The following is an 18369-nucleotide window of genomic DNA, read 5'->3' on the forward strand; positions in this document are numbered from 1 at the left end:
ACGGGGCGCAGCCCCGTCCTGAAGGGGCGCGGGGAACTGCGCGAGCAACCCACCACGGCTGGTGGCCCGGCTGCGACAGGGATTGGGCCCTCGGGGGCGGCGGGGATCTGACGGTTCCTACGTGCCCGGGCGCTCCTCCTGCCTCGAAGGCGGGGGAGGCGCCCCCAGCCCCGCGCCCGCGTCGTGCCGCCCCTTCCGGGGCGAAGCCACAACAGCGCCCCCCTGGGCAGGGAAAACGGTCCGGGACCGCCGAGGGGGCCGGGATAGCATGACGCGGTGAACGACCCACGAGCCCCGCACAGGAAGCCGTCGCGGGCCCCGTCCGCGCCGGTGAAGGCGGGGCGGGCCGCCACGCTCGCCGACATAGCCCAGGAGGCCGGCGTGTCGGCCTCCACCGTCTCCAAGGTCCTCAACGGCCGCACGGATGTCTCACCCGCCACCCGCGGCCGGGTCGAGAAGCTCCTCAGGGGCCGCGGCTACCAGCGCAGGAGGAGCGTCGAGCCCTCGTCGCCGCTGCTGGACCTGGTCCTCTACGAACTGGGCAGCCTGTGGGCGACGGAGATCGTCCGCGGTGCCGAGAACGTCGCACGCCAGGAGGGGATGAGCCTCGTCCTCTCCGAGGCCTCCGCGGGACCGCGGGTCGGGCAGTCCTGGCTGGACGGGGTGCTGGCGCGCAACCCGGTCGGCGTCATCCTGGTCACCTCGGCCCTCGACGACGGGCAGCGCGCCCAACTCTCCGCGCGCGGCATCCCGTTCGTCCTGATGGACCCGGCCGGCGACCCCGGCGACGACGTGCCGTCCATCGGCACCACCAACTGGCAGGGCGGCCTGGCCGCCACCCGGCACCTCCTCGGGCTCGGGCACCGGCGCATCGCGGTGATCAGCGGCCCCCGGGTGATGTGCAGCCGCGCCAGGGTCGACGGCTACCGGGCCGCGATGGAGGAGGCCGGCGTCCCCGTCGACGAGGACCTGGTCAGGCCCGGCAGGTTCGTCCAGGAGACCGGCCACGCCGCCGGCCTCGGCCTGCTCACCATGGCCGACCGCCCCACCGCCGTCTTCACCGGAAACGACCTCCAGGCCCTCGGCCTGTACGAGGCCGCCTGGGAGCTGGGCCTCAGGATCCCGGAGGACGTCAGCCTGGTCGGCTTCGACGACCTCACGGTCTCCCGCTGGATGGGGCCGCCGCTGACCACGGTCCGCCAGCCGCTGGTGGAGATGGCGGAGGCGGCCGTACGGCTCGTCCTCGACCTCAGGCGCGGCAGCGCCGCCGGGCTGCACCGCGTCGACCTGGCGACCAGCCTGGTGGTGCGCAGCAGCACCTGCCCGCCACCGGACACCCTCCGCCCGGCCCGCCGCCGGCATCGCGACCGGGGCACCGGCCACCCGTCCCGGTAGGCCCCGCCACGGCGCCGGCCACGGGCGCTGAGGGAAAGAGTTTCGAAATTTTCGGCCCCGCGTGCGGATGCGGGGTACCGGTGTCGGGTGTCGTCGGCCGGGGTGTGAGTCCTCTCTGAACTGCTCTTCTTTCCCAGTACATGCTCTGGTTGCGGGTCGTTCCGAGCGGTGTCCGGATCCCCACTTCTTGACTGTCCACGGTCATGGTGCGATAGTTTCGGAACGAATTTCGAAATCTCGGGTGTGAGATGCCCGACGTGCGCACCAACGCCCGCGGGCCGGCCGACGGACCCGGCCGACGGCACGACGACCGTCACCCACCCGTGTGAGCGGACGGACGGCACACCGCCGCACGCACGCGAGGCACCGGCACCCGCACCCGCACCCGCACCCGAGCGCACGACGAGCACATGAGCACGTGCACACCGGCACCCACGACACCCGCAGCCCAGAAAGGGCCCACGATGCTCACCAGACTCCGCACCACCGTGCTGGCCGCGCTGGCCGCGTCGGTCCTGTTCACGGCAGGCGCCGTGACCTCCGCCTCCGCCGAGTCCGCGAAGCCGGCCGCGGCCACCGAGGTGCGCACGCCCGCCGCGACGCTGACGCAGGTGACGAACTTCGGGAACAACCCCGGCAACCTGAGGATGTACGAGTACGTGCCGGACTCGGTGCGGCCCAACCCGGCGGTCCTGGTGGCCGTGCACTACTGCACCGGCAGCGCCCAGGCCTTCTTCTCCGGCACCGAGTTCGCGAACCTGGCCAACCAGTACGGCTTCATCGTGGTCTACCCCGACGCCAACGTCAGCGGCCAGTGCTTCGACGTCTCCTCGCCGGGGGCCCTCCGGCACGACGGCGGCAGCGACCCGACCAGCATCGCGTCCATGGTCAGGTACACCATCCAGCAGCACAGGGCGGACGCGAGCCGGGTCTTCGTCGTCGGCGCCTCGTCCGGCGCGATGATGACCGACGTCCTCCTCGGTGACTACCCTGATCTGTTCAAGGCGGGCACGGCCTTCATGGGCGTGCCCTTCGGCTGTTTCGCCACCACCGACGGCTCCGGCTGGAACACCGCCTGCGCCAACGGGCAGATCATCAAGACCCCCCAGCAGTGGGGCGACCTGGTACGGGGCGCCTACCCCGGCTACAGCGGCGCCCGGCCCCGCGTGCAGCTCTGGCACGGCACGGCCGACACCACGCTGCGTTACCCCAACTTCGGTGAAGAGATCAAGCAGTGGACCAATGTGCTGGGCGTCAGCCAGACCCCGGTCTCCACCGACCAGCCGCAGTCCGGCTGGACCCGCACCCGGTACGGCAGCAACACCACCCAGGCGCCGGTCGAGGGCATCAGCATCGCCAACGTCGGGCACTCCCTGCCCACCAGTGGCATGGCGGCCCGGGCCCTGGCCTTCTTCGGCATCACGTCCTGACGGTGGTTCCGGCCTCCTGAGCACACCATGACCGGCGCGCGGCCGGGGCGGGCGCCCCGGCCGGACGCCGGTTCACCCCTGACGGCGTGGGTAGGCCCGTACGGCCCGCCCGCGCCCGTCCCGGCGTTTAGAGTGCGAGCGTGCGGATACGGCGGGCCCGCCCGGACGAGGCGGCGGCACTGAGCGCGCTCGCGCTGCGCTCCAAAGCGCACTGGGGCTACGAGCCGGCCTTCCTCGCCGCCTGCGGCCCCGACCTCACGCTGCGGCCCGACGAGGTGGCGGCGCGCCGGACGGTGGTCGCCGAGGACGCGGCGACCGGCCGCCCCGCCGCCTTCGGCACCCTGGAGGGCGAGCCCCCACACGGCGCCATAGGGATGCTCTTCGTCGAGCCCGACCTGATCCGCAGCGGCATCGGCGGGCTGCTCTACGGCCACCTGCTGGAGACCGCCCGAGGCCTGGGCTTCCGGCGGCTCGCCATCGACTCCGACCCGCACGCCGTCGGCTTCTACCAGGCGTACGGGGCCCGCTTGGCCGCGGACGGCCCGCTGCCCAGACTCCATGCGCACCTCGGTGAGCGGGCCCCCTGGGCGCAGGCGTGGACGGGCGGCCGGCGGGCGGTGCACCTCGGCAACGTCACCGAGTTCCAGGCGCAGTTCGGCCCGGTCGGCGCCGCGGGCCGCCGCGCGGGCGGCCACTACGCGTGCCTCACCGCCTTCGCGGGACCGCACCCCGCCGCGCTCGTCCTGCCGCGCACGGTGCCCGACGGCTGGATCACCCTGCTGCGGCACCGGCTGGGCTGGTCGGAGGTGGAGGTCCACGACGGGCTCGACGACGGGCTCGACGACGTGCTCGGGGGCGGGACGGACGGCGGGACCGGTGAGAGAACCGGGCGCGGACCCGGTGGTGGGATCGCTGACTGGGGTGGGGGCGGGGTTGGTGACGGGCTCGGTGACGGGCTCGGCGCCGGGGGCGGGGGCGCGCCGGACGGTCTGAGCGCCGGGGTGCTGGCCCGCCCGGCGCTCGCCGAACGGCTGCGCGGCCTGGGGCCCGTCGTTCCGTGGGGGCAGACCGCGGCCTCGGCGGCGCTGAGCGGGCAGCCGTTCCGGCCCGGTGCGCTGCGCCACGAGTCCAAGCGCGCCGCACACCGCCTCTTCGCCCGGCTCGCCCCCCGGCACCCCGGCATCGTGGTGCCCGCGCAGTGGGCGGTGGCGGGCCGGGGCCCGGCCGCGCTGCGGGCGCTGACGCTGCTCGGGGCCGGCGGCGCGGTGCTCAAGACCGAGCACGGTGTGGGCGGTTCGGGCACCCGTGCGGTCACCCGGATGCGCGACCTGCCCGGCGCGCTGCGGGCGCTGCCGGCCGGGCCGCTGCTGGTGGAGGAGTACGTCACGGCCGAGGGGACGCACGCCGAGGGGACACGGGGTTGCGGAACGCCGGGCGACGGGACACGTGGTGACGGGACGCCGGGCGACGGGACGAACGGGTACGGGACGCCGGGCGACCGTGCGGACCTCACCTACGACGGCATCGTGGCCTCCTCCGGGATCGTGTACGACGTCGGCGTGGCCGCCATGGACGTGGCCGGCACGGCGTACCGGGGCGCGACCGTCGGTCCGGGCGCCGTCCCCGCGCACGCGGTGGCCGTGGCCCTGGACTTCGGACGTGCCGTGGGCCGGGAGCTGGCGGAGTGCGGCTACCGGGGCTGGTTCGACGTCGACTTCGTGGCCGCCGGGTCCGGCCGGCTCGCGCCGACCGAGATCAACCTGCGGCTGACGGGGCCCGCGGCGGCGTTCATGGTGAAGGCCCGGCTGGACGAACTGCGCGGCGGCGAGCACGTGGTGCGCTCGCTCGACTCCGTTCCGCTGGGCGCGCGGCTGCCGGACGCCCAGCTGATGGCGTTCCTGCGGGAGCTGACCGAGCGGTGCGCGGCGGCGGGGGCGGTGCTCGTGCCGTCGATCCCCACGGCCGCGTTCGAACCGGCCCCGTTCCTCGGTGTGCTGCTCGCGGCCCGTACGCTCGCCGCCCTCGATGCCGCGGAGACGGCGGTGCGCAGCGCGGCCGCCGACACGGGCCGGATCTTCGGGACGGTGGCGGGCGGCGGCTGACGGCGGCGGCCCCGCAGCGCACCCCCAGGGCCCGCCTGCGCACCCCACGGCCGACCCGCAGCGCCGCCTGCGCCCCCACGGCCGACCCGCAGCGCACCCCCCGGGGCCCGCCTGCGCACCCCACGGCCGGCCCGCAACGCACCCCGGGGCCCGCCACGCAACGCACCTCGGGGCCCCGGCACCCGGACGTGCCCGCCGACCGGTCCGGGACAGGACCTCAGTGGTGCACCGCTCGCCGCCGCACCGCCCACAGGCACACGACCCCCGCGGCGACCATCAGTGCCACGTTGAAGACGTAGACGAGGGCGGCCTGCCGCGGCCAGTCGGTCTTCGTCGCCAGCCGGTAGAAGTTGTCCTGCGGCCACCACGCCACCAGCAGGTAGCCGAGGGAGAGGTGGGCCGCCGTGGTGAGGGCGCCGCGCCCGCCCCGTGCGACCATCCGGCGGCGGCCGGTCAGCAGGAACGCCACCCCCGCCCCGAACGCCAGGCTCTCCGCGACGTACAGCAGGAAGAACAGCCCGCTCCACGGCCCCGGAACGCCCGTGAGGTCGGTCGAGCCGGGCCAGAAGACGTCGGTCAGCGGCCAGGAGGCGACGGCCGCCAGCCCCGGCACGAGACAGCCGCGGGCGAAGGCGGCGAACTCCTCGGGTGAGAGGTCGCCGCCCTTGCCGGAGTTCGCCGTGGCGCCCCTGAGGGCGGGCAGCGGCAGGGCGTCGCGGTCCACCTTCCCGCCGGCGTTCCTCGGCAGCTCCTTCAGCGTCACCACCGTGCCGGGTATGTGCGCGGCGGGGACGAGGCCGGTCAGTGCGGCGCGTACCGAGCCGGCGTCCGACCGCGGGGCGTCCTCGGCGGGCACCACGAACGCGATGAGCTTCTTGCCGGTGCGACCCCCGTCCGCGGTGACGACGGCGGCGCCCACCCAGGGGTCCGCCGCCAGCGCGGCCTCCACCGGGTAGGGGTCGACGACGCGGCCGGCGACCTTCACCAGGTGGGCGGTACGGCCGCGGAACTCCAGCAGCCCCTTCTCGTGGCGCCGGGCCAGGTCACCGGTGGAGACCGGGTCCCCGCCGCCGGGCGGCGCCAGCCATATCCGGCCCTTGCGCAGCGTCACCGTGCAGCCGGGCAGCGGCGTCCCGAGGAACACCGCTCGCTCCGGGTGCTCCTGCGGGCCGGGCAACTGCTCGGGCTCGAACCACGTTCCGCACCCGGCGGTCTCGGCGGTGCCGTACAGGCTCACCACCCGGGCGCCCGGGGCCGCGAGCCCCTGGAGGCGCAGGTGCTCGGCCAGCCGCAGCGGCTCGCCGGAGACGGCCAGCAGGCGCAGGGCGGGCAGGCCGGGGCCCGCCAGCAGCCGGGCCGCCGACGCCGGGTTGGCGTCCGCCACCGTGACGACCGCGGGGTCCGCCGGACGCGGCGCCGGCTCCAGGGTGGCGCCCGCGCACAGCGCACGCACCCAGCCCGCCGTGAACGCCGTGCTGTCCGGCGGCGCCGTCACCAGCACATGGTCGTCGGGGGAGAGGGCGTACAGGCCGGACCAGGCGTCCCGGGCGGCCGTCCAGCGGTGGTGGTCCAGGTGCACGGCGCGGCGCTCGCCGGAGGTGCCGGCGGTGAACAGGACGGTGGCCGTGCCCCCGGTGCGCGCCGCGTCCGCGGGCTCGGGGTGCGGGCCGTCGGACGCGTCCGCGTCGAGCGGGATCGCCGTGCGGTGCTTGCCGTCGTCGAGGCGCGGCAGGTCCCGGCGGTAGGCGAGGACGGCCGCGGCGTCGGCGGCGCCCAGCAGGCGGCGCTGCTCCTGGGCGGGCAGCGTCGGCGGCACGACGGTGTAGGCACGGCCGGCGGCGAGGACCGCCAGCATCGCCACCACGGCCTCCGGCAGCCGGTCCGTGCAGATCGCGACGGGGCCGGTGCCGGGTGGTGCGCCGAGGCGGGCGGTGAGCCGGGCCGTGAGCCGGCCGGCCGCCGCGGTCAGCTGGGCGTACGTCAGTGTGCCTGCCCCACTGACGACGGCGGCCGCCTCCGGCGCCCGCCGTGCATGGTCGGCCACGATTTCGTGCAGTAACCCCCCGTTCATGTGCAGATACTCTCAGATGCTGCGCCCTGACGGTAGAGAGCGCCCACGACGTCCTCGCGCCCCTTGTCGGGACGCCGTGGATGCCGGCCGGCCCCGGCCCGCCCCGGGGCGCCCCGGGGCGCCCCGGGGCGCGGGGCTGTGCCCGCAGACCCGGCCTCGCAGGGGCGCGGGGCCGTGTCGATATGCGGCTCGGGTCGTCACCGCCCCGAAAGGGGCAGCCGCCGTCGCGGCCGGGCCGCCGGCCGCACCGGGCAATGCGCAGGCGGGACAGCCGAAGGCAGGTCAGTCCCTGTGTGCGCGGTGTGTCAGTGGCCGGGTGCTCGGCGACGACCCGCGCGGCGACGGCGACCCGAGCCTGGCGCAGTTCGGCCGGCAGGTCACGCCGAACACCCACGCACCGGCCGAGCGGTTCGCCATGCCGGGCAACCTGTCGGGGCGAGCGGATCAGCGGCTACGCGGACGGTAGCGGGGCCGGCCCACCACCGTGGGCCGGCCCGGTGGGCGGTCCGGCGGCGCGGTGGGGCGGTGGAGCCGTGGCGCGGTGGTGCCGTGGTGGCGGATTCCTGAAAGTTCGGCCGCGGCCTTGACGGCGGCTTTGGTCTAGTCCAAATATGTACGCACCGCCGCCGGTTCGGTGCCCCATACAGGCTCTTCGCGAGCCTGATCCGCCGGAGCCGGTGGCCCCCCACGCTGTCATGGAAGGACACACGACTATGCGCCGCCTCTTTGGCATGCCCACATCCGGAAAGCCGACCACTCGGGCCGCGATGGGAGCGGCGGCGGCCGCCCTCGCGGTCGGCACGGCGGCCGTGGTGGTCCCCTCCGCGTCCGCGGAACCGGCACCCAGGCTGGCGGCCGGCACCTTCGCGCCGTACACGGACATGTCCAACTCCAACCAGGGTCTGCTCGACACCGCCATCAGCGACCACGGCGTCAAGTCCTTCACCGCCGCCTTCGTGCTGGGCTCCGGCTGCAACCAGATCTGGGGCGACACGCTGCCGGTCGGCGACGACCCGAACACCGACCCGCTGATCAAGAAGGCGCAGGACGCGGGCGCCTCGGTGATCGTGTCCTCCGGCGGCGCGGCCGGCCTGCCGCTCGCCTGGACCTGTACGGAGCAGAGCCAGATCGAGGCCGGCTACCAGAAGATCATCGACTCCTACGGCGTGACGTCGCTGGACTTCGACATCGAGGGCGGCGCCATCGCGGACACCGCCGCCGCGACCCGCAACATGCAGGCGATGAAGAGCCTCAAGGCCGCCAACCCCGACCTCACGTTCTCCGTCACCCTGCCCGTGCTGCCGGACGGGCTGACCGCGGACGGCGTCAACATCATCAAGGCCGCCAAGGACGCCGGCGTCAAGATCGACGTCGTCAACATCATGACGATGGACTACTACCAGGGCGACCAGGACATGGGCCAGGCGGCGATCTCCGCGGCCGAGGCCACCCTCAAGCAGATGCAGTCGGTCGACTCCGGCTACGGCTACGGCAACCTGGGCATCACCCCGATGATCGGCGTCAACGACGACAACTCGACGTTCTCGCTGGACAACGCCTCCTCGGTGGCGAGCTGGGCCGCGGGCAAGGGCGTCGGGCGACTGTCGTTCTGGTCGGTGAACCGGGATACCGCGTGCGGTTCCGTGGCGAAGAAGAGCATCGACAAGCCCGACGCCTCGTCGACGTGCAGCGGCGTCCCGCAGGACCAGCTCGCGTTCGCCGACGCCTTCAACGGCTGAAGCGTGGAGTGACCCGGGAGGTCGCCTCGGGGCCGACCCGGGAGGTTGCCTCGTGGGCCGGTCCGCGCCCCGAGCAACGGCCCGGCAGGGGTTTGGCGTTGGGATGGGACGCCCCTGCCGGGCCGTTCAGCCGTGCGCCGACTCGGCCGCCGCCGGTCACCGGACCGCCACCCGGTCACCGGGCCGCCATCCGGTCACCGGGCCGCCATCCGGTCACCGGACCGCCACCCGATCGCCGGACAGTCACCGGTGACGGGCCCGCCGTCGGCGTGACGGGCCCGCCGCCCGGCGCAACGGGCCCGCCGCCGGTCACCTCGGGGCGGGGCCGCGGGCCGCTTCCCGGTCCGCGGTGCGGCGGGCCAGCGCCGCCCGGCAGGGCCGGGTGCGCGGCGGGCGGGGCGCCGGGTCCGGCGCGGGCAGCCGCACCGTGAAGCACGCGCCCGAGCCGGGCGCGCCCGCCACGCGGACCGTTCCGCCGTGGCCGTGCACCACCTCCCGCACCAGCGCGAGACCGATGCCGAACCGCCGCCCCCGGCCGCCCTCCCCGTGCGTGAACCGCTCGAAGAGCCGGTCGGCCCCGCGGGGATCGAGGCCGGACCCGGTGTCCCGCACGGTCAGCTCCACGGTGCCGTCCCCGGCCGCGCCGACGGCGACGGTGACGGCGCCGCCCGGCGGGGTGTGCCCGAGGGCGTTGTCGACCAGCGCGGAGACGGCCCGGCGCAGCGCCGACGGCACGCCCGCCACCAGGTGGGGGCCGCCCGCGCCCGCCTCGACGTGCGCGGTCAGAGACACCCCCGCCGGCTCGGCGCGCACCTGTTCCTCCCGGCAGATCTCCTCGGCCAGCGCCCCGAGGTCCACCGTGGTCCGCTCCCCGGGGGCCGACGCAAGCCGCGCGGACAGCAGCAGGTCGTCGATCACATCGCCCATCTGCCGGCTGTTGGCGACCAGTTGCCGCAGGTCGGCGGCGACCTTGTCGGGCAGCGCCAGCGTGCCGGCCAGCCGCGCCAGGAGCTGGGCGCGGGTGTGCAGCCGGGTCAGCGGGGTGCGCAGCTCATGGCTGGCGTCGGCCACGAACCGGTGCTGACGGGAGAGCGCCTCGCCCAGCGGGGCGGTGACCCGGCGCGCCAGCAGCGCCCCGACGAGGGCCGCACCGGCCAGTCCCGCGGCCTCGGCCACCACCACGGCCAGCAGCAGCCGGTGCCTGTCCTGCCGTGCGTACCGCAGGTCGCGCACCGCCTGCACGACGTCCCGGCCGCGGTGCGTGGTGAGCACGCGGTACCGCCCGCCGCTCACGGTCACCTCCCGCTCGATGTCCGGGTGCCCGGCCCCGACCGCACGCAGCGGCCCGGCCAGCGGGAAGCCCACCGGGGTGCCGGGCGAGCGGTAGGTGGTGGCGCCGCGGACGACCACCAGCGAGACACAGGCCGGCGGTGCGTCGACGTCGGCGTGGCGGGCCGCGTAGCGCAGGTCGCGGCCGATGTCCGAGGACTGCCCGGCGCCGGTCACCCCGTAGATCACCCCGCCCACCGCCAGCAGCAGGACCGCGGCCACGGCGGTGACCCAGGCGGTGATCGCGCGCCGGGCACGCGCCAGCATCCGGGCCTGCGCGCCGTCCGGCGTCCGGTGCTCGTCCGGCGACCACCGCTCGTGTGACGGCCACCCCCCGTCCGGCGTCCACCGTTCGTCCGGCGCTTGGCGTTCCTCCGGCGTCCACCCCTCGTCCGGCGTCCACCCCTCGTCCGGCGCTTGGCGTTCCTCCGGCGTCCACCGTTCGTCCGGCGCTCGGCGTTCCTCCGTCGTCCGGCGGCCGTCCGGCGTCCACCCCTCGTCCGGCGTCCACCGTTCGTCCGTGGCCGGCCGCCCTTTCGCCGCCCGGCGCTGGTCCGTTGTCGGCCGCCCGTCCGTCGTCCGTCGCTCGTCCGGCGTCCGGCGCCCGGCCGTCGTCGGCCGCCCGTCCGTCGTCCGGCGCCCGGCCGTCGTCCCGCGCTCCTCCGGCGTCGCGGCGCGTCTCACAGCGTGCCCAGCCGGTAGCCGAGGCCGTACACCGTGCGGATCACGCCGCGGCCGAGCTTGCGCCGCAGCTGGTAGACGTAGGTGTCCACGAGGGAGTCGGCGGAGGTGCCCGCGGCGAGCCTGCGGTGCAGGTCGCGGCGGCTGTGGACGGTGCGCGGACGGGCGGCGAGCATCCGCAGCAGCTCGCACTCGCGGCCCGACAGCGGCACCTGACGGCCGTCCGGCAGCCGCACCTCACGCCGCGCCACGTCCAGTTCGCCGGCGCCGACCGCCAGCACCTCCGCCGTGTCGAGGTGGCGCCGCAGCAGCGCGCGCACCCGGGCCAGCAACTCGTCCACGTCGAACGGCTTTCCCAGGTAGTCGTCGGCGCCGGCGTCCAGGCCCGCCACCCGCTCCGCGGCCTCGCCCAGCGCGGTCAGCACCAGGATCCGGGCCGTGACGCCCACCCGGCGCAGCCGTGCGACGAGGTCGAGCCCGTCGGCCGCGGGCAGCCCGCGGTCCACCACCAGGACCCGGTGCACCCGGTCCAGCGCCAGGTGCAGCCCCTGCTGCGCGTCGTGGGCCACATCGACCAGGTAGCCCTCCTGTGTGAACAGGTCGGCGAGCATCCGGGCCTGCTCCGGGTCGTCCTCCACGAGGAGCAGGCGCCGGTCCTGCGCCGCTTCGGATGGTCTGTCTGACACCGCCCGTGCCTCCAGGTGTGCTGTGCCGCCCATGCCGGGCCGGACGGCCGCGGGCGGCACGGCGCGGCCTGCGGCCCCCTCCCGGACGGCCCGGGCCCCCGCCCTCCGGGAGCTGCCCTCACCGTGAACTCACCGGCGCACAAAGGTGTTCCCGAGTCCCGCCGTGCGCCTGAGCCCCCGAGGCAGCGCCGTGCGCGCCGCGCACGCCCCGTCCCACCGGCCCCGCCGGAGCTGCGCGGACCGTCAGGTTCCGAATCCTTGAGATCGCTTTGAGATCCGCGCGCTAGCGTCGCGCCCGCACGTCGTCTGCACCGTATCTGCACCATCCCCCCGCCGCAGCCCATGGAGGCCGCCTTGACGCGTGAACCGCTGGAGAGATCGGTGGCCGGAGCCGGCCCGACGGCTCCGGACGAGCCCGTGGGCACGGGCGGGCCGGCGCCGCGAGCGTGTGCCGGCGCGGCCACTCGGACACGGGTGCGCCCCGGCGCGGTCCGGGAGACCTCGTGCTGAGCGCACGGCCCCGCCTGGTCAAGGGCGGCGCGTTCGCGGTCGGCTCGGTGCTCGTCGTGGCGGGCGTGATGCTGCACGTCCCGGCGTACCTCAGCGTCCGGCACGACGACTTCATGATGGCCGACATGGGCATGGACCCCGCCATGACCACCGGCATGGTGCTCATCCTGATCGGCCTCGCGGCCGCGGCCTGGGGCCTGCTGCCGACCCGCGCCCAGGCCCTGGCCAGGGCCGCAAAGGCGCCGTCCGCGCGCTTCGCGGCCCTGGACGGCGCCAGGTTCACCCGCGCGCACCGCGCCCTGGTGACCGTGCTGACCGTCGCCCTGGTGGTGGACACCATGAAGCCCGCCTCGCTCGGCTTCGCCGTGCCCGGCATGCGCACGGAGTACGGACTGAGCGCCGACCAGGGCTCGCTGCTGCCGCTGATCGCGATCGTCGGCACGGTGGTGGGGTCCCTGGCCTGGGGCTGGGCGGCCGACCTGTACGGGCGCCGCGCGACGGTGCTGATGTCGTCGCTGATGTACGTGGCGACGTCCATCTGCGGGTTCATGCCGTCGTTCGGCTGGAACCTCGTGATGTGCTTCCTGATGGGCGCCGCGGCCGGCGGCATGCTGCCCACCGTCTACTCGCTGATGTCCGAGTCGGTGCCGGCCCGCCACCGGGGGTGGCTGGTGGTGGCGCAGAGCGGGTTCAGCGCCGCCGTGGGCTACCTGGTGGCGAGCGGCTGCGCGACGCTGCTCGTGCCGCACCTCAGCTGGCGGGTGCTGTGGCTGCTGAACCTGCCCACCGGGCTTCTGCTGCTGCTCCTGCGCCGTTGGATCCCCGAGTCGCCGCGCTTCCTCATCGCCTCGGGACGCGGGGACGAGGCGGCACAGGTGATGGCCCGTTACGGCATCCAGGCGGTCGCCGAGGACGCGGCGGTCCCGGCCGAGGAGCCGGCGGCCGAGGCGGCGGTGCCGAACCGGCTGCGCACGCTGCTGTCGGCGGCCTTCCGGCGGCAGACCGGTGTCATCGTGCTCTTCGGCGTGAGCTGGGGCCTGGTCAACTGGGGCTTCATCACCTTCCTGCCGAGCTTCCTGAGCGCCGCTTCGGCCGGGACGCGCGCCAGCTCCCTGCTCTTCGTCTCGTCGGTGTTCGCCGTGCCCGCCACGGGCCTCGCGGCGCTGCTGTACGCGCGGTGGAGCAGCAAGAAGGCGATGACCGGCTATGCCCTCGCGACCGCCGTGGTGCTGGTCTGCTTCGCCGTGCTGCGGCCCGAACGGCCCGGGCACGGCACCGAGCTGGTGGTGCTGACGGCCCTGCTGCTGAGCGCCGCGGGCGGCATGATCGCGCTGCTCGCGCCGTACGCGACGGAGGTGTACCCGACCGCGCTGCGGGCCACCGGCAGCGGGGTGGCCGCCGCCGGCAGCAAGGCGGGCGGGCTCTTCGGGCCGCTGCTGCTCACGTCCGCCCCCGGTATCGAGGGACTTGCGGTGGTCTGCGCCGTGCCGCTGCTCGCGGCGGGCGTGGTGCTCGCCCGCTGGGGCGCGGAGACGCTCGGCAAGCCGCTGGTCGAGACGACCGGGCCCGTCAAGACGGGTCTGCTGGAGGCACCGGCGGATACGTAGCGGCGTCGGTGCCACGTCTATCGGGGGCCCGTCCCGGCCCGGGCCGTCGCCTCGGGCCCTCGGGCCGGCGGTGATCCGCGGGTTTTGCCGGGGCTGGTCGCTCCCGTCACTGCCGCGCAGGCCCGTGCGTAGTCCCTGACGAGGCCGCGGGGGTCGTCCCGGCGCCAGGCCAGTGCGAAGCGGCTCGGCGCCAGACCCGTCACCGGGCGGGTCACCACGCCGCCCAGGGTGAGCAGCGGGGCGTTGCCGGCGGCGAGCAGCACCACGCCGAGACCGGCGACCAGCGCCTCGTAGGTCTCCTCCGTGCCGGCGACCTCCGCGCCGATGCGCGGCGGGCGGCCGCCGCGTGCGTCCGTGGCGAGCCAGTGGTCGCGCAGTCGGCCCGCGCTCGCGGGCAGCGCGAGGAACGGCTCGTCGAGCAACGCCGCGAAGGGGACGCTCGCACGGGACGCCAGCGGGTGCCGCTCGGGGAGCGCGACGAGGCGGGGCTCCTCGGCGACCACCGACCAGGCGTAGCGTTCCTCGTCGGGCAGCGGCAGCCAGACGAAGGCCACATCGCTCGCGCCGTCCGCGAGACCGGCCGTGGGATCGTCCCAACTGACCTGCCGCATCCGCACCGTGACCTCCGGACGGGCGGCGGTGAAACGGGACCGGACGGCGGGCAGCAGGCCGCCGCGGCCCGGGCTGGTGCTCATGCCGACCACGAGCGTGCTCCGCTCGGCCGCCCTCGCCCGCTCGACCGCGTCGAAGGCCTCTCCCCAGGCGTCCAGCACCCGCCGCGCGTGCGGCAGCAGCGCCTCACCCGCCGCGGTGAGGCGGACGCCCGCAGGGTCGCGGGCGAACAACTCGGCGTCCAGCTGCCGTTCCAGTGCGCGGATCTGTTTGCTCAGCGCGGGCTGCGACACGAACAGCCGCTCCGCGGCCCGGGTGAAGTGGAGCTCTTCGGCGACCGCGACGAAGTACCTGAGGTCACGGCCGTGCACATCGGTCATAGCCATCGGTTATCACGACAGGTCTTGGACGGGCAATCGGTCCCCCTGGCAGTCTTGCTGACGCCGGGAGGCCTTCCCGGACGCGCATGGAGGAGAGCGCGGTGGTCACCGCACCCACCCCACTCACCGCACGAGTCATGCGTGCGCACCTCTCGTATCAAGGAGACACGCATGAACAGGGTCTGGCTGATCACCGGCGCCAACAGCGGCTTCGGGCGAGCCCTCACCGAGGCGGCCGTCGCCGCCGGCGACGTGGTGGTCGGCGCGGTCCGGCGCACCGCGACCCTGGACGACCTGGTCGCCGCCCATCCCGACCAGGTGGAGGCGGTCCGGCTGGACGTCACCGACACCGCCGCCGCGGCCGCCGTCGTGGCCGACGTGGCCGCCCGGCACGGCCGGATCGACGTCCTGGTCAACAACGCCGGGCGTACCCACGTCGGCGCCTTCGAGGAGACCACGGACACCGAACTGCGGGCGCTGTTCGACGTGCACGTCTTCGGGCCCGCGGCCCTGGTGCGGGCCGTGCTGCCGCACATGCGCGCCCGGCGCTCCGGCGCGATCGTGCAGATGAGCAGCATGGGTGGGCAGATGTCGTTCGCCGGCTTCGCGGCCTACAGCGGAACGAAGTTCGCCCTGGAGGGCATGTCGGAGGCGCTGGCGGACGAGGTCCGCCCGTTCGGTGTCAAGGTGCTCGTCGTCGAGCCCGGCGCGTTCCGCACCGCTCTCAACGGCAGCGGCTCCGCCAGCGCCGTCCTGCCGGACTACGCGGACACCGTCGGTGCCACGCGCACCATGATGGCGGAGGCCGACGGCACCCAGCCCGGCGACCCCGCGAAGGCCGCCGCCGTGATCATCGCGGCCCTGGATGCCGAGCGGACCCCGCTGCACCTGCCGCTCGGCGACGACGCCGTCGACGCGGTGCTCGGCCACCTCGCCGACGTCCGGACCGACGTGGAGAGCTGGGAGAAGGCCGCGCGGGACACCGCGTTCGCCGGGTGAGCGACTCCGCGTTCGCCGGGTGAGCGACACGGCGTTCGCCGGGTGAGCGACACGGCGTTCGCCGGGTGAGCGACACCGCGTTCGCAGGGTGAGCCCCCGTGACGCGCCGTCCGGGCCGCGTTCCGCGCCGGTGGTGCGTGGAAAAATGTGCGGACCGCCGCCGGCCGGGCGGCGGCCGGGCGAGGGGCGCATCCGAGTGGGCGCCCCGGGCAAGGGGCATCACGGTGGGCACAGCCGGCGAGGAGGGCGCGGGCCGGCCGGGCGCACGGCAGGTCAGGGAGCTGTGCGCCACGGCCGAGCAGATGTGCGCGGCCGCCCGCGCGCTGCTCTCCGACCACGCCCGCGCCCGCGCGGCCGTGCGCGCCGCCCTCGCGCCCGTGCGGGACGAACTCGTCGCCCGTGAGCTCCAGTCCATCCCGGTCTCCCGGCTGAAGGACGTCACCGGGGGCCGGCTGCGGCTCGCCGCGCTGGAGGAGGCCGGCTTCGGCACGGTCCGCCGGGTGCACGAGGCCGGCAGGCACGAGTTGCGGCAGATCCCCGGCGTCGGCGCGCAGACCGCGGACCAGGCCCTCGCCGCGGCCCGGGGAATCGCCCGCGCCGTCGGCGAGACGGTCTCCGTGCGGATCGATGTGGACCACCCCGAGCCGGGCACCACCGCGCTGGTCACCGCCCTGGCGACGCTGGTCGGGGCGGGCCCCGAACTGCGCAGGGCGGTGCACGCGGCCGAGCGTCTCGACACCGGTCTCGGGGAGCTGCTGCCGGCCGCGCGGCCCGCGGCGCGGCGGCTGCGGATGCTGCTGGCGGGGCGCGCCGGGCGGCAGCGGGCGCTCGCGGCGGTGGCCGGGCTGCGGGAGCTGACCGCCGAGGCCGCCGCGCGCCGGGTGCCCCTGCTGATCGGACAGGCCACCGTCGACCTGCTGCGGCCGCCGGTCTCGGAGATCGAGGCCTGGGTCGACTTCGAGCTGCGCCCCGCCGAGTACTACAGCCTGCTCGCCGAGCTGGACGAGGCACCCGGCGACGGCGGCGACCTCGCCGCGGCCCAGGGCTTCCTGCCCTCCGAGGTGGCCGAGCGCGTCCACGCCCAGCGCCTGGACGACACCCACTGCCGGGTCTCCCTGCGCGGCTACCAGGCCTTCGGCGCCCGCTTCGCCCTGGCGCAGCGCCGCGTCATCCTGGGGGACGAGATGGGCCTGGGCAAGACCGTGCAGGCCATCGCGGCGCTCGCGCACCTCGCCGCCGAGGGGCACACCCACTTCCTGGTGGTCTGCCCGGCGAGCGTGCTCATCAACTGGACCCGGGAGGTCAGAGCGCGCAGCACGCTCAGGGCGGTGCCCGTGCACGGCCCCGAGCGCCTCGACGCGCACGCCGAGTGGTGCGCGGGCGGCGGCGTCGGGATCACCACCTTCGACGTCCTGCACGGGCTTCCGCTGCCGGGGGCCGGGGGGCACGGCGGTGCCGCGGGCAGCGCGGGGCGTGCGGACGGTGCGGACTGTGCGGACGGGGTGGGGCGTGCGGACGGGGCGGGGCGCGCGCCGGTCCAGGTCCCGGTGCCGGCGCTGCTCGTCGTCGACGAGGCCCACTATGTGAAGAACCCGGAGGCCAGGCGCTCGCGCGCGGTCGCCGCCTGGGCCGAACGCTGCGAGCGGGTGCTGTTCCTGACGGGCACGCCGATGGAGAACCGCGTCGAGGAGTTCCGCAGCCTGGTGCGCCACCTCAAGCCCGAGCTGCTGACGACCTTCCAGGGCGGTTCCGCGGCGGCCGGCTCCCAGGTGTTCCGCCGGGCCGTCGCCCCCGCCTACCTGCGGCGCAACCAGCAGGACGTGCTGACGGAGCTGCCCGCACTGCTGCACGTCGACGAGTGGGAGGAGTTCGCAGCCGCCGACCGGGCTGCCTACCGGGACGCGGTGGCCGCCGGCAACTTCATGGCGATGCGCAGGGCCGCCTACGCCCACCCGGCCTCGTCCGCGAAGCTCCACCGGCTGTGCGAACTCGTGGCGGACGCCGAGGGAAACGGCCTGAAGGTGGTCGTCTTCTCCTACTTCCGCGAGGTCCTCTCCGCCGTCCGCACGGCCCTGGAGAGCGGTGCGGTGCGGCACGAGGGGGGTGTGGTGCGGCACCAGGGGGGTGTGGTGCGGGACGAGCGGGGTGCAGTGCGGCACGAGGGGGGTGCGGTGCGGGACGAGCGCGGTGCGACGCGGCATGACGGGGATGCTGGACGGCACGAGGGGGGTGCCGGAGGGCATGAGGGGGACGCGGGGCGGCATCAGGCGGGTGCGGCACGGCTCGACGGGAGCCCTCGGGGGCCGGTTCTCGGGCCGGTCTCCGGCGCGGTGCCCGCGGCGCGCAGGCAGCGGCTGGTCGACGAGTTCGGCGCCACCGACGGGCACGCGGTGCTGCTCTGCCAGATCGAGGCGGGCGGCGTGGGGCTCAACCTCCAGGCCGCCTCGGTGGTGATCCTCTGCGAGCCGCAGGTGAAGCCCACCCTGGAGCACCAGGCGGTGGCCCGCGTGCACCGCATGGGGCAGGTGCGCACCGTGCAGGTGCATCGGCTGCTGGCTGCGGGCAGCGTGGACGAGCGCCTGCTCGACATCCTGGCGAACAAGGCCCGGCTCTTCGACGCCTACGCCCGCCGCAGCGTCATGGCCGACGCCAGCCCGGACGCCGTCGACATCTCCGACGGCACCCTGGCCCGGCGGATCGTGGCGGAGGAGCAGCGCAGGCTGGCCGCGCAGGGGGACGGCGGCGCCCCGGCCGCCGCGGCAGTGCCCCGCCCGGTGGTCCCGTCGGCGGCCGAGCCCGGTACGGGCGAGCGGACGGCGCCCTGACCC

General features: G+C 75.6%; 12 protein-coding genes. 8 read left to right on the forward strand and 4 right to left on the reverse strand.

Annotated elements, in window-relative coordinates; translation table 11 throughout:
• Positions 1-330 precede the first annotated feature (330 nt).
• The 3 genes from ACSMXW_RS24625 to ACSMXW_RS24635 all read left to right on the forward strand — a co-directional run bounded on the left by ACSMXW_RS24625 (position 331) and on the right by ACSMXW_RS24635 (position 4927).
• The gene (locus tag ACSMXW_RS24625; RefSeq protein ID WP_485808277.1) at positions 331-1395 is read left to right on the forward strand and encodes a LacI family DNA-binding transcriptional regulator; all 1065 of its coding nucleotides are present in this window, start codon (positions 331-333) and stop codon (positions 1393-1395) included.
• 464 nt (positions 1396-1859) lie between these two features.
• Positions 1860-2825, forward strand: coding sequence for an extracellular catalytic domain type 1 short-chain-length polyhydroxyalkanoate depolymerase (locus ACSMXW_RS24630; RefSeq protein WP_485799416.1), 966 nt, complete (start codon positions 1860-1862; stop codon positions 2823-2825).
• Between the two features lie 140 nt (positions 2826-2965).
• Positions 2966-4927 (forward strand): GNAT family N-acetyltransferase, encoded by a 1962-nt coding sequence (locus ACSMXW_RS24635; protein ID WP_485799417.1) that lies wholly within the window; start codon positions 2966-2968, stop codon positions 4925-4927.
• Between the two features lie 217 nt (positions 4928-5144).
• Here the strand turns inward: ACSMXW_RS24635 and ACSMXW_RS24640 are convergent, their stop codons facing one another.
• On the reverse strand, positions 5145-6998 hold the full coding sequence (locus tag ACSMXW_RS24640) for an AMP-binding protein (RefSeq protein WP_485799419.1): 1854 nt from the start codon (positions 6996-6998) through the stop codon (positions 5145-5147).
• A 316-nt stretch (positions 6999-7314) separates the two neighbouring features.
• On the opposite strand from ACSMXW_RS24640, the gene ACSMXW_RS24645 reads away from it, so the two are divergent.
• Positions 7315-7464, forward strand: a complete 150-nt coding sequence (locus ACSMXW_RS24645) for a hypothetical protein (protein WP_485799420.1) — start codon at positions 7315-7317, stop codon at positions 7462-7464.
• A 265-nt stretch (positions 7465-7729) separates the two neighbouring features.
• The gene (locus ACSMXW_RS24650) at positions 7730-8737 is read left to right on the forward strand and encodes a chitinase (RefSeq protein ID WP_485799422.1); all 1008 of its coding nucleotides are present in this window, start codon (positions 7730-7732) and stop codon (positions 8735-8737) included.
• A gap of 309 nt (positions 8738-9046) precedes the next feature.
• Here ACSMXW_RS24650 and ACSMXW_RS24655 read toward each other — a convergent pair whose 3' ends face one another.
• Both ACSMXW_RS24655 and ACSMXW_RS24660 read right to left on the reverse strand, forming a co-directional pair.
• Positions 9047-10333: a sensor histidine kinase gene (locus tag ACSMXW_RS24655; protein WP_485799424.1), complete on the reverse strand. Its 1287-nt coding sequence runs from the start codon at positions 10331-10333 to the stop codon at positions 9047-9049.
• Positions 10334-10746: 413 nt separating this feature from the next.
• On the reverse strand, positions 10747-11433 hold the full coding sequence (locus ACSMXW_RS24660) for a response regulator transcription factor (protein ID WP_485799426.1): 687 nt from the start codon (positions 11431-11433) through the stop codon (positions 10747-10749).
• 503 nt (positions 11434-11936) lie between these two features.
• On the opposite strand from ACSMXW_RS24660, the gene ACSMXW_RS24665 reads away from it, so the two are divergent.
• Entirely contained in the window at positions 11937-13550 is a 1614-nt protein-coding gene (locus ACSMXW_RS24665) for an MFS transporter (protein ID WP_485799428.1), read from the forward strand.
• Between the two features lie 17 nt (positions 13551-13567).
• Here the strand turns inward: ACSMXW_RS24665 and ACSMXW_RS24670 are convergent, their stop codons facing one another.
• Complete coding sequence (locus tag ACSMXW_RS24670; protein WP_485799430.1) at positions 13568-14548, reverse strand: LysR family transcriptional regulator; 981 nt, start codon at positions 14546-14548, stop codon at positions 13568-13570.
• Positions 14549-14713: 165 nt separating this feature from the next.
• Between ACSMXW_RS24670 and ACSMXW_RS24675 the strand changes: the two genes are divergently transcribed.
• Both ACSMXW_RS24675 and ACSMXW_RS24680 read left to right on the forward strand, forming a co-directional pair.
• The gene (locus ACSMXW_RS24675; RefSeq protein ID WP_485799432.1) at positions 14714-15541 is read left to right on the forward strand and encodes an oxidoreductase; all 828 of its coding nucleotides are present in this window, start codon (positions 14714-14716) and stop codon (positions 15539-15541) included.
• A gap of 302 nt (positions 15542-15843) precedes the next feature.
• Entirely contained in the window at positions 15844-18366 is a 2523-nt protein-coding gene (locus ACSMXW_RS24680; RefSeq protein ID WP_485808279.1) for a DEAD/DEAH box helicase, read from the forward strand.
• Positions 18367-18369: the final 3 nt, after the last annotated feature.

Source organism: Streptomyces sp. DSM 116793, from assembly GCF_057320905.1.